Source organism: Solitalea longa, from assembly GCF_002920915.1.
Lineage (GTDB): Bacteria > Bacteroidota > Bacteroidia > Sphingobacteriales > Sphingobacteriaceae > Solitalea > Solitalea longa.
In genome coordinates this window covers 275,421-295,143 of sequence record NZ_PQVF01000007.1, presented here as the reverse complement: position 1 = coordinate 295,143, position 19,723 = coordinate 275,421, and the positions used below count along the sequence as shown (strand labels likewise).

Annotated in this window: 16 protein-coding genes and 1 tRNA gene; 8 read left to right on the top strand and 9 right to left on the bottom strand. The window is 38.4% G+C overall.

Going from position 1 to position 19,723, the window contains the following annotated elements; translation table 11 throughout:
• The first annotated feature begins 1 nt into the window (after position 1).
• Entirely contained in the window at positions 2–610 is a 609-nt protein-coding gene (locus C3K47_RS11835) for a heavy-metal-associated domain-containing protein (protein WP_103789345.1), read from the top strand.
• Between the two features lie 123 nt (positions 611–733).
• On the opposite strand, the gene C3K47_RS11830 is transcribed toward C3K47_RS11835, so the two are convergent.
• Positions 734–1,390, bottom strand: a complete 657-nt coding sequence (locus tag C3K47_RS11830; protein ID WP_103789344.1) for a metal-dependent transcriptional regulator — start codon at positions 1,388–1,390, stop codon at positions 734–736.
• Positions 1,391–1,505: 115 nt separating this feature from the next.
• Between C3K47_RS11830 and C3K47_RS11825 the strand changes: the two genes are divergently transcribed.
• The 7 genes from C3K47_RS11825 to C3K47_RS11800 all read left to right on the top strand — a co-directional run bounded on the left by C3K47_RS11825 (position 1,506) and on the right by C3K47_RS11800 (position 12,751).
• A complete protein-coding gene (locus C3K47_RS11825; RefSeq protein WP_103789343.1) occupies positions 1,506–2,705 on the top strand; it encodes a di-heme oxidoredictase family protein in 1,200 nt (399 codons plus the stop codon).
• Between the two features lie 11 nt (positions 2,706–2,716).
• Positions 2,717–3,163 carry a QcrA and Rieske domain-containing protein gene (locus tag C3K47_RS11820; RefSeq protein WP_103789342.1) on the top strand — a complete coding sequence of 149 codons (447 nt, stop codon included), beginning with the start codon at positions 2,717–2,719 and terminating at the stop codon, positions 3,161–3,163.
• A gap of 1 nt (position 3,164) precedes the next feature.
• Positions 3,165–4,397, top strand: a complete 1,233-nt coding sequence (locus tag C3K47_RS11815) for a hypothetical protein (RefSeq protein ID WP_103789341.1) — start codon at positions 3,165–3,167, stop codon at positions 4,395–4,397.
• Between the two features lie 61 nt (positions 4,398–4,458).
• Positions 4,459–4,770: a DUF6660 family protein gene (locus C3K47_RS19875; protein ID WP_394341683.1), complete on the top strand. Its 312-nt coding sequence runs from the start codon at positions 4,459–4,461 to the stop codon at positions 4,768–4,770.
• 196 nt (positions 4,771–4,966) lie between these two features.
• Positions 4,967–9,295 carry a CusA/CzcA family heavy metal efflux RND transporter gene (locus C3K47_RS11810; protein WP_103789340.1) on the top strand — a complete coding sequence of 1,443 codons (4,329 nt, stop codon included), beginning with the start codon at positions 4,967–4,969 and terminating at the stop codon, positions 9,293–9,295.
• A gap of 11 nt (positions 9,296–9,306) precedes the next feature.
• On the top strand, positions 9,307–10,623 hold the full coding sequence (locus tag C3K47_RS11805) for an efflux RND transporter periplasmic adaptor subunit (protein WP_103789339.1): 1,317 nt from the start codon (positions 9,307–9,309) through the stop codon (positions 10,621–10,623).
• 103 nt (positions 10,624–10,726) lie between these two features.
• Positions 10,727–12,751 carry a heavy metal translocating P-type ATPase gene (locus tag C3K47_RS11800; RefSeq protein WP_103789389.1) on the top strand — a complete coding sequence of 675 codons (2,025 nt, stop codon included), beginning with the start codon at positions 10,727–10,729 and terminating at the stop codon, positions 12,749–12,751.
• A 360-nt stretch (positions 12,752–13,111) separates the two neighbouring features.
• On the opposite strand, the gene C3K47_RS11795 is transcribed toward C3K47_RS11800, so the two are convergent.
• The 8 genes from C3K47_RS11795 to C3K47_RS11760 form a co-directional block, all read right to left on the bottom strand.
• The gene (locus C3K47_RS11795; RefSeq protein WP_103789338.1) at positions 13,112–13,528 is read right to left on the bottom strand and encodes a hypothetical protein; all 417 of its coding nucleotides are present in this window, start codon (positions 13,526–13,528) and stop codon (positions 13,112–13,114) included.
• Between the two features lie 226 nt (positions 13,529–13,754).
• On the bottom strand, positions 13,755–14,381 hold the full coding sequence (locus tag C3K47_RS11790) for a P-loop NTPase family protein (protein WP_243392540.1): 627 nt from the start codon (positions 14,379–14,381) through the stop codon (positions 13,755–13,757).
• Positions 14,365–15,237: a transcriptional regulator gene (locus C3K47_RS11785; RefSeq protein ID WP_103789336.1), complete on the bottom strand. Its 873-nt coding sequence runs from the start codon at positions 15,235–15,237 to the stop codon at positions 14,365–14,367. Before C3K47_RS11785 ends, C3K47_RS11790 begins: the two co-directional genes overlap by 17 nt.
• Positions 15,238–15,246: 9 nt before the next feature.
• Complete coding sequence (locus tag C3K47_RS11780; protein ID WP_103789335.1) at positions 15,247–15,522, bottom strand: helix-turn-helix domain-containing protein; 276 nt, start codon at positions 15,520–15,522, stop codon at positions 15,247–15,249.
• A 116-nt stretch (positions 15,523–15,638) separates the two neighbouring features.
• The gene (locus C3K47_RS11775) at positions 15,639–16,829 is read right to left on the bottom strand and encodes a hypothetical protein (RefSeq protein WP_133159373.1); all 1,191 of its coding nucleotides are present in this window, start codon (positions 16,827–16,829) and stop codon (positions 15,639–15,641) included.
• Between the two features lie 140 nt (positions 16,830–16,969).
• Positions 16,970–18,214: a site-specific integrase gene (locus tag C3K47_RS11770; protein WP_103789388.1), complete on the bottom strand. Its 1,245-nt coding sequence runs from the start codon at positions 18,212–18,214 to the stop codon at positions 16,970–16,972.
• A gap of 249 nt (positions 18,215–18,463) precedes the next feature.
• Positions 18,464–18,548: transfer RNA gene (locus C3K47_RS11765), tRNA-Ser, on the bottom strand.
• 133 nt (positions 18,549–18,681) lie between these two features.
• Positions 18,682–19,641 (bottom strand): aldo/keto reductase, encoded by a 960-nt coding sequence (locus tag C3K47_RS11760; RefSeq protein WP_103789333.1) that lies wholly within the window; start codon positions 19,639–19,641, stop codon positions 18,682–18,684.
• Positions 19,642–19,723 lie beyond the last annotated feature (82 nt).

Below are 19,723 nucleotides of genomic sequence, written 5' to 3'. Positions count from 1 at the left end.
CATGAAAAAATTAAAATTCATTTTAACAGCAGCACTTATGTGCTTTATTGCCCATTTCTCAATGGCTCAAGAACTTAAAACAGAAACTTTTAAAGTGTCGGGCAATTGTGGTATGTGCAAAACACGAATTGAGGGTGCTGCAATGAAAGTTCAGGGTGTAAATTCAGCCGAATGGAACGAAGAAACAAAGCAGTTAAAAGTTAGCTATGCTGCCCCAGCTAATCTTTTATCTGTTCAAAAAGCCGTGGCAACGGTTGGACATGATACCGAAGGTGAAAAAGCTCCTCAGAAAGCATATGATAAGTTGCATCGTTGTTGTCAGTATCAGCGTGAAACAGCTATTCAGGAGACTTCAAAAAGCGGGATTCAAACCGTGTTCTTTAAAGTATCTGGTATGACCTGCGCCAGTGGCTGTGCTAAAGGAATTGAGAAAGCCCTTTATAAGCAAAAAGGCGTTAAGCAAAGCGAAGTAAATTTTGATACTGGTATTGCAAAGGTTGTATTTGATCAATCAAAGTTTTCAGTGGATCAAATGATAAAGATCATTGAAGAGTTTAGTGCCGAAGGCGAATCAAGTAAATACCGTGCAGAGGTTGTTAAAAACAATTAATCTAAATCGCTATACCAATTAGGGTACTTTGTCCTAAAAATCATATAAACGGTGAGGCATGCTTCACCGTTTTTGTTTTTTATTTAGTGACAAGTTTTCATTTTACTGATTACCTATGGGTGATTATTTACTTATTGTCAACAACCTTTCGGCAACTTTAGAACTTATTGTCAGTCCTTTAATTTTATCTGATTTAAAAGTTACTGATCCGTCATAGCTTTCAATTTGAAGAACTTCGATATTGCTGTTAATGGATAAGTTAATTTTATCAAGAAACCTCAAAAAATCGCTTGATTCGTCGGTGACAGCAACAAAAGTTGCTTTATTTCCAACTTTTAAGGCGCTTAATGGGATTGTATTTCTAAGCTTTATTTTACCATTAACATCGGGTATTGCTTCTCCGTGGGGATCAAATCTTGGGTGTCCTAATAGTTTATCTAATTGATTAAAAAATAGTTCTGATTTGATATGCTCCATCTGTTCTGCAATTTCATGTACTTCTGCCCAACCCATTTTTAATACTTCCATTAAAAAGAGTTCAATAAGTCGATGTTTTCGAATGATTTTTAGTGCTTCGATTTCACCTTGATTTGTAAGTTTTACTGATCGCCCCGATTCGTAGATAACCCATCCTTTGCTTTCCAGCTTTTTAGTCATGCTAGTAACTGAAGAGGGAAATACTTTCAACTCTTTAGCAATGCTTAAGAAGCTATTGACCTCTGCCTTATTGGATAATAATTGTATGGTCTTAAGATAATTTTCTTCCGTAGTAGACACCATTTTTTAGTAAGGCTAAGTTTATTTTTTAACTATTTGTAGTTATTGCATTAGTTCGCCTTAAAATAAATTTTAGATACGTCTAAAAATACATATTTTTGCTTTATAATACACCAAAATGGACAAAAAATTAATTGTGCTCTATGTTATAATTGGCATGAGCAGTTTGCTTATTGGTTGCGAAAAAACTTCTCCCTCTCTTCCTAAAGATGATGAGATATTAGATGGGCCCCTTGAAGGCCTTACATATGCCGAAAATGCTCAATTCTTAAAAGGTGATGTTGCCTTTAATGACGATGTGTTTACCACAGCAACAGGATTGGGCCCAATGTTCGTGGCCACTTCATGTGGAAGTTGTCATGCCGGCGATGGGAAAGGCCATCCTTTTACTACTCTTACCCGCTTCGGTCAGATCAATGAAACCGGCAATCAATACCTTCATCAAGGAGGGCCGCAATTACAAAACCGTGCTGTTCCGGGTTTTCAACCTGAGCAAATTCCAGCCGGAGCTACCTTTTCTTCATTTACTCCACCAGCCAATACTGGTTTAGGTTTTCTGGATGCAGTAACCGATGCTGATATTATGGCCATGGCGGATCCACAAGATGCGAACGGCGATGGCATCAGCGGTATTCCAAACTGGATCAAAGTTCCTGCTTATGCTACATTAAGACCGAATTCCATTAATAATAATGGTAAATACATAGCAAGGTTTGGCAAAAAAGCCGCTGCTTATGATCTAATGCAACAAACAGCCAATGCTTACAACCAGGATATGGGAATTACCTCCTTCTATGAGTCTAAGGATACATATTCAGGTCAGGTAGTTGATCCGGAAATAAGTAATCAAACGGTACTGGATGTAGTTTTTTACCTGAAAACCTTGAAAGCTCCAATTCAACGCAATCAAAATGACCCTGATATTATTAGCGGAAAACAACTCTTTATAAACATTGGTTGCGAAACCTGCCATAAACAAGAGCTTAAAACGGGCACATCGCCTATTGCAGCATTGGCAAACCAAATTTTCCATCCATACACAGACCTTTTATTGCATGATATGGGACCGGGGTTGGACGATGGATACACCGAAGGTTCGGCCAAAACGGCTGAATGGAGAACTCCTCCTCTTTGGGGCTTGGGTTTGTCGAAAAATTCACAAGGCGGACAATGTTTCTTATTGCACGACGGCAGGGCCAGAAGCATTGAACAAGCTATTTTATTGCACGGCGGTGAAGCTCAAAATAGTAACGACAGGTTTAACCAACTAACCGAATCAGAAAAACAAAAGCTGATCAAATTCTTGGAAAGTTTGTAATTCCATAGGCCATGAAAAGAAGTGAATTTATTTTAAAAACTTGCATAGCCTGTTTGGCTGGTCCTTCACTTGCAAGTGCATTGGCTTCCTGCAACACCGTTCATTATACAAGCGGCTTAATGAGTGCAAACGGTTTATCGGTGCCAATGTCCGAATTTTTGGATGTAAAAAAAGGAGCAAATGTATATCGCTCTTACCTATTGGTAAAAAATGATGCTTTACAATTTCCTATTTGTGTGTATCGATTGAATGAGCAGGAATACAGCGCACTTTGGCTACAATGTACCCATGCAGGGGCTGAGGTGCAAGTGGCAGGAGATTCATTGCATTGCCCAGGGCACGGCAGCGAGTTTGACAAGAAAGGAACAGTAACTCAAGGGCCCGCAGAAGAAAATTTAAGGAAATTCCCCGTATCAATTATGAATGATCAACTTTTTATTGATCTAAGAAAGAAGTAATATGAACTTACGTTTATTCACATTTATCAGTTTCACATTCTTATTAACCACATCCGGATTTGCTCAGATCGATTCATCCTTGCTTAAACGTCAGGCACAGGATACTTCAAAACTGACTATGAATATGGATGCGGTGTATAATCGCCCATTTTTAAGTTTTGGCAAATTGCCGATAGCATTTGGGGGGTATGTTGAGGCTAACTATCAGCATTTAACTACAGATGGTATAACGGAAGGTAGCAGTTTTCAAATGAGGCGTTTTACGCTTTTCGCTGCCTCTACGGTAATGAAAAGGGTGAAATTTCTAACGGAAATTGAATTTGAGGACGGAGCAAAGGAGATCAATATAGAATTTGCCGCGATCGACTTTGAATTGAATCCATTGGTTAATTTTAGAGGAGGCATTATTATGAATCCCATTGGTTCTTTTAACCAAAACCATGATGGGCCAAAATGGGAATTTGTGGATAGGCCTGTTTCGGCTACTCAAATGCTTCCGGCAACCTGGAGCAATGTGGGTTTTGGAGTTTACGGCAAGAAATTTACCGGAGATTGGGTTTTAGCTTATGAAGGTTATTTGACGAATGGTTTTGATAACCAGATCATCGAGAATACGAAAAACAAAACTTTCCTTCCGGCCAGCAAACTCAACCAGGAACGTTTTGAGGAGAGCTTTAACGGAGTTCCGTTGATGACGGGTAAAGCCGCAATCAGGCATAAAAAAGTAGGCGAGTTAGGCATTTCTTATATGGGTGGTGTGTACAATAAATTTGAAGAAGATGGCTTAACCCTGGATAAGCGCAGACATGTTGACGTATTTGCGCTTGATTTTAATTCAGTTCTGCCGAAGCTAAATACTCACCTGAATGGAGAATTCTCCTGGGTTTGGGTGGATGTGCCAGGTAGCTATACACAGCAATTTGGCAGAAAACAAAAAGGCGGTTTTCTGGACATCGTGCAGCCAGTTTTAAGGAGGCCTATTTTGGACTTTGAAAAATCAGTCATTAACGTTGCAGCAAGATTGGAGTACGTAGACTGGAACGTGGGCCGTTTTAACGAAAACAATCAGAACATAGCGGACGATTACTGGGGAATTTCCGGAGCCATCAGCTGGCGGCCATCCGCTCAATCCGTTATTCGCTTCAACTATTTGTACAATTGGCAACAGGATATTTTAGGCAACCCACCTGCTAAAACAGGCGGTTTTCAGTTCGGCATTTCTTCTTATTTTTAAAGTCTTTGTTACATACGTCTCTTTATTATCAGGTATAGCTAATAATTATATATTTGCACTGGTGAAATGGTTGTGCTACATATTAAGTCTGTACATGCTCGTATTAATTTGCGTGCCATGCGGAGATAATATTGAGTGTAAAAAAATTACACAAGAGCAGGAAGGTAATGCTGGTAACCATGATTCTCATAACCATGAACAAGAAAATTGCTCGCCCTTTTGCTTATGTTCCTGTTGCAGCATTGCTATAAACACCACAGAACCGCTTTTAGTATCATTTGAACTGACACATTTTATTGAACATATTACAGTTCATATACCATTTTCTATTCCCAAAATCTCCTCGCACATTTGGCAGCCTCCAAGGTCTTAAATCTATTTTTTCTTTTTAATTAAAATTAAACTGTGCCATTAGCATTGGTATATCTTTTTTATTCATAAAAGATTATCCCCCAATGCCGGCAAAAAGCGCGGAATAAAAAGATCCGAATAATTTAATCGCGTCCTTCCTTACCATTGAGCATTACTGTCGATGGTTTAAAGGCCGTTATTACCCTAACCAAAATAAAATGTTAGATAAAGTCATTCATTTTTCAATAAAGAATAAGCTCATTATTGCCCTTTTCACTTTGGCGTTAATAATATGGGGGATTTGGAGTGCAACCAAACTACCTATTGATGCCGTGCCTGATATTACCAATAACCAGGTTCAGATTATCACAAATACGCCAACTCTGGCTTCGCAGGAGGTTGAGCAGTTTGTAACCTATCCTATTGAGCAAAGTTTAGCAAATTTACCTGACCTTGAAGAAATTAGGTCCATTTCACGATTTGGATTATCAGTGATCACGGTGGTGTTTCATGATGATGTTAATATCTATTTTGCTCGCCAACTTATTAATGAAAAACTAAAACAGGCTGAAAGTCAAATACCTCACGGAGTTGGCACGCCAGAATTAGCTCCGGTAAGTACCGGTTTAGGAGAAGTATATCAATATGTAATTTATCCTAAAAAAGGTAGTGAACATAAATACAATGCGATGGATTTACGAACCATGCAAGATTGGATCGTAGCCCGACAATTGTATGGAACACCGGGAGTAGCGGAAGTAAACAGCTTTGGAGGAGTCTTGAAACAATATGAGGTAGCTGTTAATCCCGATCGATTAAAAGCCATTAATATTACTGTTTCGGACATATTCACAGCACTTGAAAAAAATAATCAAAACACCGGAGGCGCTTACATCGACAAAAAGCCAAATGCCTATTTTATAAGAGGAATCGGACTTGTATCCTCGCTTGATGATATTCGGAACATCATCGTAAAAAATGAAGACGGTGTTCCCATCCTAATAAAAGATGTTGCTAAAGTCCAGTTTGGAAGTGCGATACGATATGGGGCCATGACACGAAATGGCGAAAATGAAGTAGTGGGCGGAATTGTAATGATGCTTAAAGGGAGTAATAGTGCCGAAGTGGTGAGTCTCGTCAAAGAAAAGATGGAAACGGTTAAAAGATCCCTTCCGGCAGATATAGAAGTGGAAGCCTTTCTTGACCGTACAGACCTCGTCGATCGCGCTATAAGTACAGTAGAAAAAAACCTGATCGAAGGAGCACTGATTGTCATTCTCGTATTGGTTGTTTTTCTTGGAAACCTGCGAGCAGGATTAATAGTAGCATCGGCCATTCCATTATCAATGTTATTCGCCTTAGGAATGATGAATGTATTTGGGGTTTCAGCTAACTTAATGTCACTGGGAGCTATTGATTTTGGGTTGATTGTAGATGGCGCAGTGATTATTGTCGAAGCCACCATGCATCATTTAGGATTAAGAAAACTGAGCAATAGACTTACTCAACATGAAATGGATGCTGAAGTTTATAGTTCTGCGTCAAAGATCAGGAAAAGTGCAGCCTTCGGAGAAATCATCATTCTTATTGTATACATCCCCATATTAACACTTGTTGGGATAGAAGGTAAAATGTTCAGGCCAATGGCGCAGACGGTAGGATTTGCCATTTTAGGTGCTCTTATTTTATCGCTGACTTATATACCAATGATGTGTGCCCGTTTCTTACCTAAGCAGTTATCAGAAAAGAAAAATATTTCCGATAGAATTATGGAGTATTTTCAAAGAAAGTACGAGCCGGTAATTCAATGGGCAATCAGGGTTAAATATTATGTTGTAACAGCTGCTGTAGCACTTTTAGTCCTCAGCATCTTTTTATTCACCCGACTTGGTGGAGAGTTCATTCCACAGTTGCAAGAGGGTGACTATGCGTTTCACTGCATTTTACCCCAAGGCAGCTCATTGTCTCAAAGTGTTGAAACATCCATGCAGGTAAGCAGAATTCTGAAACAATTTCCAGAAGTGAAGCAGGTTATAGGGAAAACAGGAAGTGCAGAAGTGCCGACAGACCCCATGCCTCCTGAAGCATCTGATATAATGATCATTCTGAAAGACAAAGATGAATGGACGACCACAGATGATTACAACGAATTGGCCAGAATGATGGAGGAGAAGTTGGAGGCAATACCCGGGGTTTTCTTTGAAGCAAATCAGCCGATACAAATGCGGTTTAATGAGTTAATGACAGGAATACGCCAAGACGTTGCGATTAAAATTTTTGGAGGAAATATTGATGACCTAGCTAAGCTGGCTCCAGAGATTGCTAAAGTAATTCAATCCGTATCAGGAACGACTTCACCCCAAATTGAAAGAACAACCGGTTTGCCTCAAATAACGATTCAATATGATCGTAGTAGGATGGCTAATTACGGACTGAACATAGAGGATGTAAATTCTGTAGTCAGTGCAGGTTTTGCAGGAGAAGCAGCAGGTGTTGTATTTGAAAATGAACGAAAATTTGACCTTGTCGTAAGGTTGGATAGCGCTTACCGAACATCTATCGAGGATGTGAATAATCTATTTATTCCCACCAGTAACGGCTCTCAAATACCTCTTAAGCAAATTGCAACCATTTCCTTTAAAGAAGGTCCTGCACAAATTAGCAGAGAAGATGCTAAACGAAGAATTGTTATTGGCTTTAATGTAAAAGGACGGGATGTACAATCTGTTGTAAAGGAAATAAGAGAAAAGCTGGATGAGCAAGTTAAACTTCCAACCGGTTATTATTACACTTTCGGGGGAACCTTTGAAAACCTTGAAAAGGCTTCTAAACGCTTAAGTTTAGCAGTGCCAATTGCTTTATTATTAATTTTTTCATTGTTGTATTTTACATTCAACTCCTTAAAACAAGCTGCTTTAATCTTTACAGCTATCCCTATGGCTGCTATCGGAGGAGTATTTGCCTTATTAATGCGAGGAATGCCCTTTAGTATTTCAGCGGGGGTTGGATTTATTGCCTTGTTTGGAGTGGCTGTATTGAATGGCATTGTCTTGATTGGAACTTTCAACCAATTGGAAAAAGAAGGGATGTCTGATGTAGTGGCCAGGGTGTTGGAAGGCACAAAAATCCGTTTGAGACCAGTACTCATGACAGCAACCGTGGCTTCACTCGGCTTTTTGCCCATGGCTATTTCAACCGGAGCCGGAGCCGAAGTTCAAAAACCATTGGCAACAGTAGTAATTGGCGGACTTATTACGGCCACCTTCCTCACCTTAGTTGTGTTGCCTTTACTATATATCCTTTTTGCAGGAAAAAAATCGAAGGTGTTAAAGCCTATAGCTTCGGTAATGATTGCTTTACTGATTACTGTAAATTTTTCTGCTTCAGCTCAGGATAATCCAACAACTAAAAGAATCTCTTTGCTCAATGCAATAGATACTGCCTTAAAAAATAATTTACAGGTACAGGTCAATGAGCTTCAAATTCAAAAATCAAAGGCTCAGGTAAAAACCTCTTTTGACCTTGCAAAAACCGGTTTTTTTGTAGAAAACGAGGATATGAACCCAAGCGATAAAGATGGTTTGTTGAAAATCGGATTGTCGCAAGAGTTGAGTTGGCCAGGAGTTTACACGGCCCGAAAAGACGTATTCAATGAGCGGTTAAAGTTTTCAGAGTTTAATAAGAATAAAACAATTACGGAATTAAAGCGAAACATTCGATCCACTTATTATTCCATATGGTATCTGCAGGATAAGCGTTTTTTATATAATCGATTGGATAGTATTTATACCGAGCTCTATAATGCAGTTGCCTTGAAAGTAAAAACCGGTGAAAGTGCCGGGCTAGATCAAATAGCTGTTGATGCAAAACTGAAGGAGCTGAAAGTACAAATTCAGCAGATTGAGAAAGACATTCAGTTGCAGCAACAAGATTTCAAAAGATTTTTAAATACTGCTGATGATTTATTGCCGGAATTAAAGCCCTTAAACAAGGTGATTGTTGATTATTCAGATCAATTCCAAAGCGATAAGCATCCAATAATACAATTGCAGCAACAAAATGTAAATATTGCTACCGCTGAAGTAAAAGTTCAGAAAAGAACACTTTTGCCTGATCTTTCCGGTCGGTTTTACTCGCAGCGCTTATATGGATATGATAATAATCCTTATTCAGGTTATTCAGTATCCATTGGAATTCCGTTAGCATTTGGAAGTTTTAAAAACAAGATCAAGGCGGCCCAAATTGAAAGTTATGCTCAAGAAAAACAATTAATTGCTGATCGGCAGTTGTTAATCACGGGTTTTAATCAAGCGGTTAAGCAACTCGAAAGAAACAATTCTATGTTGTCGTTTTATGAAACCACAGGACTTAAACAGGCTCAGGAGATAATCAAGGCGGCTACGACTTCGTATCGTTTAGGAGAAATAAGTTTTACGGAGCTATCACAATATTTAACCCAGGCAATTGATATCCAGAAAAATTATCTGGAAAATCTTAATCAATATAATCAATCAGCCATTCAATTCAATTATATCATCAACAACTAAGAATTTTAAGAATGAAAAAGGTATTTATTGTCATTTATATATTTTCAGCAGCATTATTCATTACCGCTTGTGGTAATTCAAGTGCATCAAAAAGTGAACATGCGGAACATGTGGAAGAAGGGCATGAACATGAAGATGAACATGCAAGCGCTAGCACCGTGTCATTGACCAATGAACAGATGAAGTCGATAGGAGTTCAATTAGGTAAAATTGAACAAAAAAACCTTACCTCTACTTTAAAGGCCAATGGCGTATTAAAGGTACCTAATCAAAACAAGGCAACGGCCACTGCCTTATTTGGAGGCGTAGTAAAATCCATTTTGGTTCAGCCTGGCAGCTTTGTTAAAAAAGGGCAAACCATTGCCACAATTGTAAATACTCAATTTGTACAAATGCAGGAAGAGTATTTATCGGTTTCAGCCAAAATTACCCTTGCCGAGTTAGAATATAATCGCCAAAAAGAGCTTACAAGCGGAAATGCGGGCGCTTTAAAGAATTTCCAACAAGCTGATGCCGAGTTAAAGACATTAAGGACACGCAAAGCTTCTTTGCAACAACAATTGTCCCTCTTAGGAATAAGCGCCTCCAGTCTTAATAATAGTAATCTAAGTTCAGCAATTGCTATAAAAAGTCCCATTGCCGGTTCTATAAGCAATATTCAAGTAAATATAGGTTCCTATGTGAGTGAAAGTACCAGCATTGCCGATATTGTTGATAACAGTCAGCTTCATTTAGACCTATCCATCTTTGAGCAAGACATCCAGAAGGTAAATAATAAGCAGATTATCAATTTTGTGTTAACCAACAATCCCTCTAAAAGTTATAGTGCAGCAATTTTCTCAATTGGGTCCTCATTCGAAAATGGGAGTAAAACGATTCCTGTACACGCATTGGTAAAAGGCGACAAGACGGGATTGATTGACGGCATGAACATTTCTGCCATGATCAGTTTAGATAATGTTAAAGTGCCTGCAATTCCTACAGAGGCAATTGTCAACTACCAGGGCCAAGACTATGTTTTTATTCAAACTGCAGATGAAGAGCATCATGAGGAAGAAAAGAATGCAAAACATTCGGAACCGCATGAAGATGTTCATCAGCATGAAGCAGGTGAAGCCAACGACCATAAGGAGTCTGGCGAAAAAGCGCATGTTGACGAGCCTGGAAATACATTCGAACGTATCCCGGTAAAGAAAGGCGTTACTTATGGAGGATACACAGAAATTACCATGTTGAAGGAAACACCCGCAGATGCTAATATTGTTATCAAAGGGGCCTTCTTTGTTTTAGGAAAGATGACAAATGCAGGTGAAGGGCATTCACATTAATTAAAGTGAACGAAATGAAATTTGCAACACGGGAGGAGCGAAGGTTCCTCCTTTGTTACCAATGGAAATAAATCAAAAGTTAAAGGAATCTAACCCGACATCAATGAAAAATATCGACCCTTATCATGTGCATACTTATGATGCACAGGGAAGAATGACCTGCTGCACGGAGGAAGAGAAGGTTTATGCAAATGCAAATGCCATAAATCTTTTAAAGGAAGAACATAAAGATAACGACGGCCATGATCACGAGCATGTTGAAGATGTGGCCTGGAAGCAATATCTGCCTGCTATCATCAGTTTTACCATGCTAATCATTGGTATTGCTTTAGATAATTATATTCAGCCTGATTTCTTTAAGGGATACGTGCGTTTGGGTTGGTACCTTATTGCTTACGCTTTTGTAGGTTTACTTGTTATAAAAGAAGCCTGGCAAAGCATTATTAAAGGCGAATTTTTCACCGAGTTTTTATTAATGAGTATTGCCACCATCGGTGCATTTGCTATTGGCCAATATCCAGAAGGTGTAGCTGTAATGCTATTTTATGCGGTTGGTGAATTGTTTCAAAGTGCAGCAGTTAAGAGAGCAAAAGGCAATATCAAAGCTTTGTTAGATGTGCGACCTGATGTTGCCAGCGTAATGAGAGAGGGCAACTACACCACAGTAAATCCTGAAGCGGTGGCAATTGCCGAAACCATCCAAGTAAAAGCAGGTGAAAAAGTTCCATTGGATGGCACTATGCTTTCTGAAAGCAGCAGCTTTAATACAGCCGCCTTGACAGGTGAAAGTAAGCCCAAAACTATTCGTAAAGATGAACAAGTGTTGGCCGGCATGCTAAATTTGGATAAGGTGATTGAAATTAAGGTGAACAAAAAATTCGCTGATAGCAGCCTAGCCAGAATACTCGATCTTGTTCAAAATGCCACATCCAGGAAGGCCAAAACGGAATTATTCATCCGTAAGTTTGCAAAAGTTTATACCCCGATTGTAGTTTACCTGGCGATAGCCCTAACATTTTTACCTTACTTTTTTGTTCAACACTATGTGTTTTCAGAGTGGCTATACAGAGCATTGATTTTTCTGGTAATATCCTGCCCATGTGCATTAGTAGTTTCTATTCCATTAGGTTATTTCGGAGGTATCGGTGCAGCATCACGTAACGGCATTTTGTTCAAAGGTTCTAATTACCTAGATCTTATGTCTGTAGTAAATACGGTTGTTATGGATAAAACAGGTACACTTACCCAAGGTATTTTCAAAGTTCAGGATGTAAAAGCTAATGGATTAGGTGAAAAGGAGTTTATTGAATTATTAGCAGCATTAGAAAATAAATCCACCCATCCAATTGCAAAAGCGATAGTAGAGTATGCCGGCGATGGTGTAAAGGAAATAGCAGTAAATGGCGTGGAAGAAATTTCAGGGCATGGATTAAAGGGGAAGGTGAACGGTTATGAAATGCTGGCCGGGAACAGCAAATTGATGGATAAATTCAATGTAAGTTTTGATGACTCTCTGCATGCTGTTGTTGAAACAATTGTACTGGTAGCTATCAATGGAAAATTTGCCGGTTATGTAACCATTGCCGATGAAATAAAAGAGGATGCAAAGCAAGCGATAACCGACATGCACCAAAACGGTATTAAAGAAACCGTGATGCTGTCCGGCGATAAATCTTCTATCACTCAAAAAGTCGCTAAGCTTTTAGGTATCGATGCAGCCTTTGGTGATTTACTTCCAGAAAATAAAGTACAGAAAGTAGAAGAAATTAAAAGCGATAAATCAAAAGTAGTGGCCTTTGTTGGAGATGGCATTAATGATGCTCCGGTGCTTGCTCTAAGTGATGTGGGTATTGCTATGGGCGGTTTGGGAAGTGATGCGGCTATTGAAACGGCCGATGTGGTTATTCAAACCGATCAACCTTCAAAAATTTCGACCGCTATTAAAATTGGTAAAGCTACTAAACGCGTTGTTTGGCAAAATATAGGGCTGGCTTTTGGAGTCAAGCTAATTGTGCTAACACTTGGTGCAGGTGGTTTGGCTACCATGTGGGAGGCTGTTTTTGCGGATGTGGGGGTGGCTTTATTGGCAATATTAAATGCGGTGAGGGTGCAGAAGATGAAGTTTTAAAGAAAATTTAGGGTATGAATTTGAGATCCAGTGAAGGACTAGGAGGGTGGGTATGACCCCGGAAGATTATTCTAGCTATATGCTTTTTCCAATCGGGTTGTTGCTCTCCTTGCTGATAAAAAACCATCAGCCTTTCATAATTGCGGCTTGATGTGGGGATAAAAGACAAAAGCCGCTACTTAAGCGGTTTTTGTCTTTTTATAAAAAAAGTATGTTTAATAATAAATTAGTTATTTGTAAAGTCGAATTTTGTTTGATCTGTTCGTGGGATTATATTAGAAATATTTGATACTTCATATTTGTTAGCCTCTACATAAGTATTAAATCGTTCATCCCATTTTAAATAGATTTTCAAATCTGCTACAAGTCGATCTCCATCTTAAATGCATCAGGATGGATGGTAATATTATCTCCCTTAATATGAATTTCAATTTTATCATTACCAACTTCCTTTGTCTCGGTAGCTTTTTCTCCTTTTAAAAAGCTTTTTAACTTTACTAAATCGCCAAATACTTCAAAAATCTTACTTATGTAAGAATAATTTTCCATTACAAACATGCCCGAAACAGTGGCAATTTCAACTACATGCTGTACATCTAAAGACCCTTTTTCAAGACCCTGAAGTTTAATATTTAGTTTTACCTCCGGATAAATTTGATCTTTTATTTCAGTTAATATCGAGATAAAATTAAGCTGGGTATGCAAAATAGTTAATGCGTCAACGCTGTGAAAATCACCCTCATATTTAAAGTGGTAGATTGTTGAATTGTCTTTCATGGATCATTACAAATAAGGCGCATAAATAACAAAAAGATAACACAATTTAAATTCCAAGAGATCTAAAATAAAAAACAGACAGGAATTTATTACTCTATCATCCAAATTGCAGGATTACTTTGTAGTATTATTGGCGTCAGCCTGTTTCGGACTTCCCATCCCATAAAAAAGTTATTCTTTCGCAAACAAATGGCTCTTACGGGGTAAATTCTTCAGATAAATTATTTTACTTTCTCTTATCCATGGTGTCTTTATCAAAAGCAATGAGATTAAACATTTCACGTAACCTACTTCTTACCCTATTCCCATAAAGATTTTCCAACTCCTGGCTATTGAGATTAGTTGTGATGTGGGTTTTTAGCTTTTGGGTGACAAAGAGATCATATCGAGTAAGCAGGATCTCTGCCATGACATTGCACTCATTCCCGTAGTGTTTTAACGTGTTTTCCGTACCCAGGTCGTCAAAACAATAGGTTTTAGTAATAACGGATCCTTTGATCAATTGAAAAGAATCTTTGCCATATCTGTGAATTGCAGCATAACCATGTTCCTGGAATTCAAAACTGATGTCACGACAGGGTTTAACTAGAAACCGTTGATGTTCGGGCTGCAGAAAGCGGCATAGGTTCATGAGGGATGTTTTGCCGCTTCCTATTGGTCCGGTTAACAGAATACCTTTATGCGGGCTTAAACTCAATCTTTTTAGTTGGTCCTTATCCTTTAAAAAATAGACAGCCAATTGAAAAAGGATTTCGTAGTCTTCGACATGTATCCGAAAATGGGGACCATAAATTTGTTTTCCTTTGGTGGCAAGGAACTGAATTACCTGGTCAAAATTATAATGGTTCGGCATAGTTTTTTGAAGTGCTGGCATGTAAATTTCCTTTCTTTGGGGATCCTGAATCTCCAGACTGATTTTCGTTTTTTTGAAATTCTTCAGAATTGATCATCCAATTTCTAGCAGCGGCCATCCAATTTTTCATAGCTGATTTCCCGCCCACCTTCCAGCCATTGGCTTCGAAATGATTGAAAAATTTTTGCGCTTCGATTTCGGGCCAATTGTTTTTTTGAAAAAATTGAAGAACTGAAAATTGACTGGGCGGAATTACCTCTCCTAAATCCTCTCCTGAAGGAGAGGACTTTCTTATGCCCTCTCCTAAATCCTCTTTTGAAGAAGAAAACTTTTGACTTTTATTTTTTGGATTTGCTTGCCGGTGTTTAGCAATGTTTAATTTGTTTATATCTGTTTTTATATTGTTTATATTGTTTATATAAGGTACTAGTGCTTGTTCAGTGCCTGTCTCACTACCTGTACCACTAGCCGTCCCACTACTTGTCTGCTGCTTGTTCAATGCTTGTTCAAAATCTGATTGGGTCTTAGCTTTGTTCCTAACTCTTTTTTGAACAGGTTTAAGGTCATCGGCAAAATTGATCAGATGAACCAAACTGCCACGGAAGGGATTATAAGATGGATCATATTTAATGTATCCATAGTTATGTAAATCTTTCATGCATTTGTGATAAGTGGCTTTGGCGCTGATTTTACTTACACGCATGACTTCATCTCTTGAAATGCTGATAGGGTTTTGAAACCGGCTTACATTCCAAAATTGAAACAGGGAAATGTAGAGACTGATATGGGTTGGATTCAATTGGTCATCCGCCATCACTTTATTGAAAAAACCGGTAAGGTGCTTGATGTAGTTCATAGGGTATCATCAGGAGTTGGATCTGTGAATTTTTTTCTGTTCCAAGATTTTCACAATGTCTTCGTAATTGTAAAATATAATTCCGTTGACCTTAGTGTAGGGAAGGGTGCCATTGATCCGAAAGTTTTGGAGGGTGCCTGGTGAGATGTTAAGGAGTTTACGGACTTCGGGAGACTTGAGCCATTTTTTGCTTAGCTGATTTTGCTTGAGAAGCGATTTGATTTCAGTTAGGAGCTCTGATTTGAAATGGTTCAAATCTTCTTTTGTAAGAATTTCTACAGCCATAGAATTTGTTGTGTTTTGTTATGGCTTCAAATAGAAAAAAATTATCATTAAAAAAACAGTTACAGGGGTAGCGTTACCCCCTGTAACCCCTGCTGATTATCAATGAAATAGGACTTTTAATTTTTTCTTTTGTTAACCTCGTTTAACAATTTAATCAGCAGTTCTTTTACCGATTCACGCGTACTTTCATCCTCTGAATAAAATTTGGAACGAAGACTAATCGGGGAAATTTGTTCGGCTTTGGATGTAGAGTAGGTTCTTGATAGGATCTTCAGGACTTCTGTTTGATTTGTATTTAAATAGACGTTTGCATCAATCATCAAGCGTGCAAAGTAAGCGATTTGAGGTACGGTTAAATTCAATTTGATTTTATCTGCTTTCTTTTGGGAAAGTACATTTTTTTCCTCCCCATTAGCAAACTCCAGGCTTAATTGAAGGGTCCGCTCCAGGTGTTTGGTTTCTTCCTTGATCCAGCTACTGACCAGTTCTTTTACGGAGGGCTTATGGGGTTTATATGCAAAATTTGGTTTCTGAATGGATTGATTAATGTGTTTTAAAAAATAGGAGAGTGTTTTCAGTTTGTCGGTGGCATTGTCTTCCATTTCTAATCTTTCCTTTAAGTATCCAATACACCAGTTGTAAAACTCTATGGAATTCAAATTTAGGTAGCCACAGCGAACAACGATCGTCAGTAATGTATTTTCATTTTGTTTCAGGGATTGTTCCATTAAATCGGCTAAAAATGACTTTAAATACAAGACACGTTGATAGGTGATTTCTTTTTTTAGACATGCTTTTATGAAAACTTGTATAGGTTGCAATAAGACTTCAATAAACTCTGCAGGGACTTTTTGTGTGTGGAGGGCCGATTCTAAAATTGGCAGTGTTTCCTGAAAATCTCTGAGCGTAATTAACCGGTAGGATAATGTGATTTTGGAGTTAATATTGAAATATTTCCGAAAATATTCTTCCAGAAAGGTGATGAGATCCTCGAGGGTTATGTACAACTTTTTGTAAAGGTTGGAAGGGGTTTTACCAGTTACATCTTTAAAAATTTCCTTTCCTCCCTCTGGTCCGAGGTATTTTAATAGCGTATCGGTTAAATTAATCAGTTGGTTTTGGTGGTTTTGAATAAACAGTTCAATTTCTTCTGATTTTTGAAAGTTAAAAATCAGGGCCATCAAATTGGTACGTATTTGCTTAGCCTGCTCTTTTGCGTTTTGAACTATTTCATCAAAATCTCCAATGCGTAAAGCAATGTTATCCGGATGTAGCGCATGCAGAATTAAATCATCAAAAAATGACAACTCGTATTTCATAGTATTAGCAAAAAGTTAGATGTTCTGCTGTGGGGGCTACCAAAAATATATTAAATTAATTTTAAAACCTGCGTATATATACCTAAATATTTTTTTTAGTTAAATAATTTGCTTTTTAATATTAACAACTAACCAAGCTTGGATTTGCGTGAGTTTGCTTTTAACGAAAACTTCTCCTTTAACGCTTTCATATCCTCACTTACTTTTTTATCCAAAATTTTCGCGTAATGTTGGGTGGTGCGCAAGTTTTTGTGACCCAGCATTTTAGAAACACTCTCGATGGGGACATTGTTATTTAGAGTCACTGTTGTGGCAAAAGTATGGCGGGCAATGTGGAAAGTAAGTTCTTTTTCAATACCACTGAGAGCCGCTATTTCCTTTAAATAGGCATTCATTTTCTGATTGCTTAAAATCGGGAACAAGCAGCCTTTGTTGATGGCCTGAGGGTTATTCTTGTATTTATCAATAATTGCAAGTGAGGAGGGTAGGAGCGGAATATTGGAAGGTGTTTCGGTTTTGGTACGATGAGTAAATATCCATTTTTCGCCATCAATACCCGTGGATATATTATGCAAAGTAAGTTTTTTTACATCCACATACGCCAGGCCGGTAAAACAACTGAATAAAAAAATATCCCTCACCAGATCAAGCCTTTCATTTCGGAAATCCTTTTTCATGAGTCCCTGCAATTCTTCTTCACTTAGATATACCCGTTCGACCTCTTTCACCTTCGCTTTATAGTTGACAAAAGGATTTCTATCCAACCAGCCATTGGCTATGCAAATTCGGATGATCTTGCCAAAATTCTTGATGTATTTAACTGCAGTATTATTGCTGCACTTACAAACGGATCTTAGATAAAATTCATATTCGGTGATAAAGGCATGATCGACATTTCGGATATCCATATCCGACACATTAAATTTCCAATCGAGGAAATCAACAGTATGCTTCAATGCAGTCTTGTATCTTTCCAAGGTTCCTGGTGCAAATTCATCACCCACCAGGTCTTCCATTCGGTTATTATGGTCCTGAAAGATTTTGATCAATGACCGTTGCTTTCCATCTGTTCCCAGGAGTTTATTTCTCATCAAATCCACTGTTATCGGCTTGCCTTCCCGAATCAATTCTTGTTGATAATCGTAAACTTTCCCTCGCAAAAGGTCGAGGTAGCTATTAATTGATCGGGCTTCTTCGGAATGACCTTTCATTCTGCCAGAATCCACACTCCACTTGCTTTCATGAACATATCGTTTGGTACTTATCTCAATTCGTTGTCCCTCGATTGTTACTCTTAAATAAATTGGAATAAGACCTTCCTTTGTTGTTTTTGACCTCTTTACGAAAAAGAGGATTGATAGTCTATATCGCATAGTTAATGCTTTTTTAGGGTTATTGAATCTAATTTGCATAACTGCTCAGAACAAGATGTTCAATAGATGAACTACTTAGAATTAAGTATTTCTATAATTCGGTGACCCAAATTGGTCCGGAAAATTCGGGTCACCGAATTTACCACCTACGCATTGCGATTTGATGAATGAATTGACTAGGGGAGCAAAACAAAAAGCCTTCAAATCATACGATTTGAAGGCTTTTGAATAGTTTTAAACTACGTGGTGCGGAAAGTGAGGGATTCGAACCCCCGGACCTGTAACAGTCAACGGTTTTCAAGACCGCCGCATTCGACCACTCTGCCAACTTTCCGAAGGCAAAAGTACAAATTCAGGTCATACTGGCAAATCTTTTTTAGTGTTCATAGACCCATAAAGGCCTATTTTGTTCACCCTCAGTTAAATAAATTTTAAAATAAATTTAAAACAGCCACTTTAAACCGGTTTTAAGCCTCTTTTTTGATGGCTCCGGTTAAGCGTGCAATTGATTTTTCATCGAGTTTAATCTTAACGGCCTCCATAAGTTCATTTAGCTGATTGATTTTTGTGGCGCTGGCAATAGGAGCGGTGATCCCTTTTTGGGCCAAAAGCCAGGCTATTGATACTTGCGTTGGGGTAGTTTTATATTCTTCAGCAACTTCGTCGAGAGCTTTTAATAGTGTAAAGCCCTTTTCATCCAGGTATTTCTGAATTCCTGCACCGCGTGCACTTTGACCCAGATCAGCTTCTGATCGATATTTACCGCTTAAAAAACCACTGGCCAATGAATAGTAGGGTATAACGCCTACTTCTTCTTTTACAGCTAATGCCTGTAGATCGGTTTCAAAATCTGCCCGATCATATAAATTGTAAAGCGGCTGCAGGCTTTCGTAACGTGGCAAACCATCTCTTTGGCTGGCGGTTAAAGCTTCCCATAGTCTTTCAGCGCTAAAATTAGATGCACCAATGAATCGTACTTTACCTTCTTTAATCAACTGCGCATAAGCTTCCAGAGGTTCTTCAACTGGCGTGGTAAGGTCGTCGTAATGCGATTGGTAAAGATCGATATAGTCGGTTTGAAGTCGTTTTAATGAATCTTCAACAGCTTTTAGAATATAGTTTTTAGAAAGATCTTTAGCTCCGCCTCTTACCATTGAAGAACCAACCTTAGTGGCGATAATTACTTTATCGCGCTTTCCTCGTTGTTTATGCCAATTGCCAATGATAATTTCTGATTCACCACCTGAATTTCCCGGTTTCCAGTTTGAATACACATCGGCGGTATCAATAAAGGTAAAGCCATTCTCCACAAAGGCATCCAGCAGTTCAAATGAGGTTGCTTGGTCAATGGTCCAGCCAAATACATTGCCACCAAAAGCCAATGGCAAAAACTCCAGATCAGATCTTCCTAATTTTCTTGTTTCCATATAGGTAATGATTTAATAGATATGCAATAAGTTAGTGAAAGGATTACAGATAATTTTCAATAGCTATTAACAAGAAACTAAG

Coding starts and splice junctions, on each gene's coding strand:
- C3K47_RS11835 (WP_103789345.1), top strand. CDS start 2: ATGAAAAAATTAAAATTCATTTTAACAGCAGCACTTATGTGCTTTATT.
- C3K47_RS11830 (WP_103789344.1), bottom strand. CDS start 1,390: ATGGTGTCTACTACGGAAGAAAATTATCTTAAGACCATACAATTATTA.
- C3K47_RS11825 (WP_103789343.1), top strand. CDS start 1,506: ATGGACAAAAAATTAATTGTGCTCTATGTTATAATTGGCATGAGCAGT.
- C3K47_RS11820 (WP_103789342.1), top strand. CDS start 2,717: ATGAAAAGAAGTGAATTTATTTTAAAAACTTGCATAGCCTGTTTGGCT.
- C3K47_RS11815 (WP_103789341.1), top strand. CDS start 3,165: ATGAACTTACGTTTATTCACATTTATCAGTTTCACATTCTTATTAACC.
- C3K47_RS11810 (WP_103789340.1), top strand. CDS start 4,967: ATGTTAGATAAAGTCATTCATTTTTCAATAAAGAATAAGCTCATTATT.
- C3K47_RS11805 (WP_103789339.1), top strand. CDS start 9,307: ATGAAAAAGGTATTTATTGTCATTTATATATTTTCAGCAGCATTATTC.
- C3K47_RS11800 (WP_103789389.1), top strand. CDS start 10,727: ATGAAAAATATCGACCCTTATCATGTGCATACTTATGATGCACAGGGA.
- C3K47_RS11795 (WP_103789338.1), bottom strand. CDS start 13,528: ATGAAAGACAATTCAACAATCTACCACTTTAAATATGAGGGTGATTTT.
- C3K47_RS11790 (WP_243392540.1), bottom strand. CDS start 14,381: ATGCCGAACCATTATAATTTTGACCAGGTAATTCAGTTCCTTGCCACC.
- C3K47_RS11785 (WP_103789336.1), bottom strand. CDS start 15,237: ATGAACTACATCAAGCACCTTACCGGTTTTTTCAATAAAGTGATGGCG.
- C3K47_RS11780 (WP_103789335.1), bottom strand. CDS start 15,522: ATGGCTGTAGAAATTCTTACAAAAGAAGATTTGAACCATTTCAAATCA.
- C3K47_RS11770 (WP_103789388.1), bottom strand. CDS start 18,214: ATGCGATATAGACTATCAATCCTCTTTTTCGTAAAGAGGTCAAAAACA.
- C3K47_RS11760 (WP_103789333.1), bottom strand. CDS start 19,641: ATGGAAACAAGAAAATTAGGAAGATCTGATCTGGAGTTTTTGCCATTG.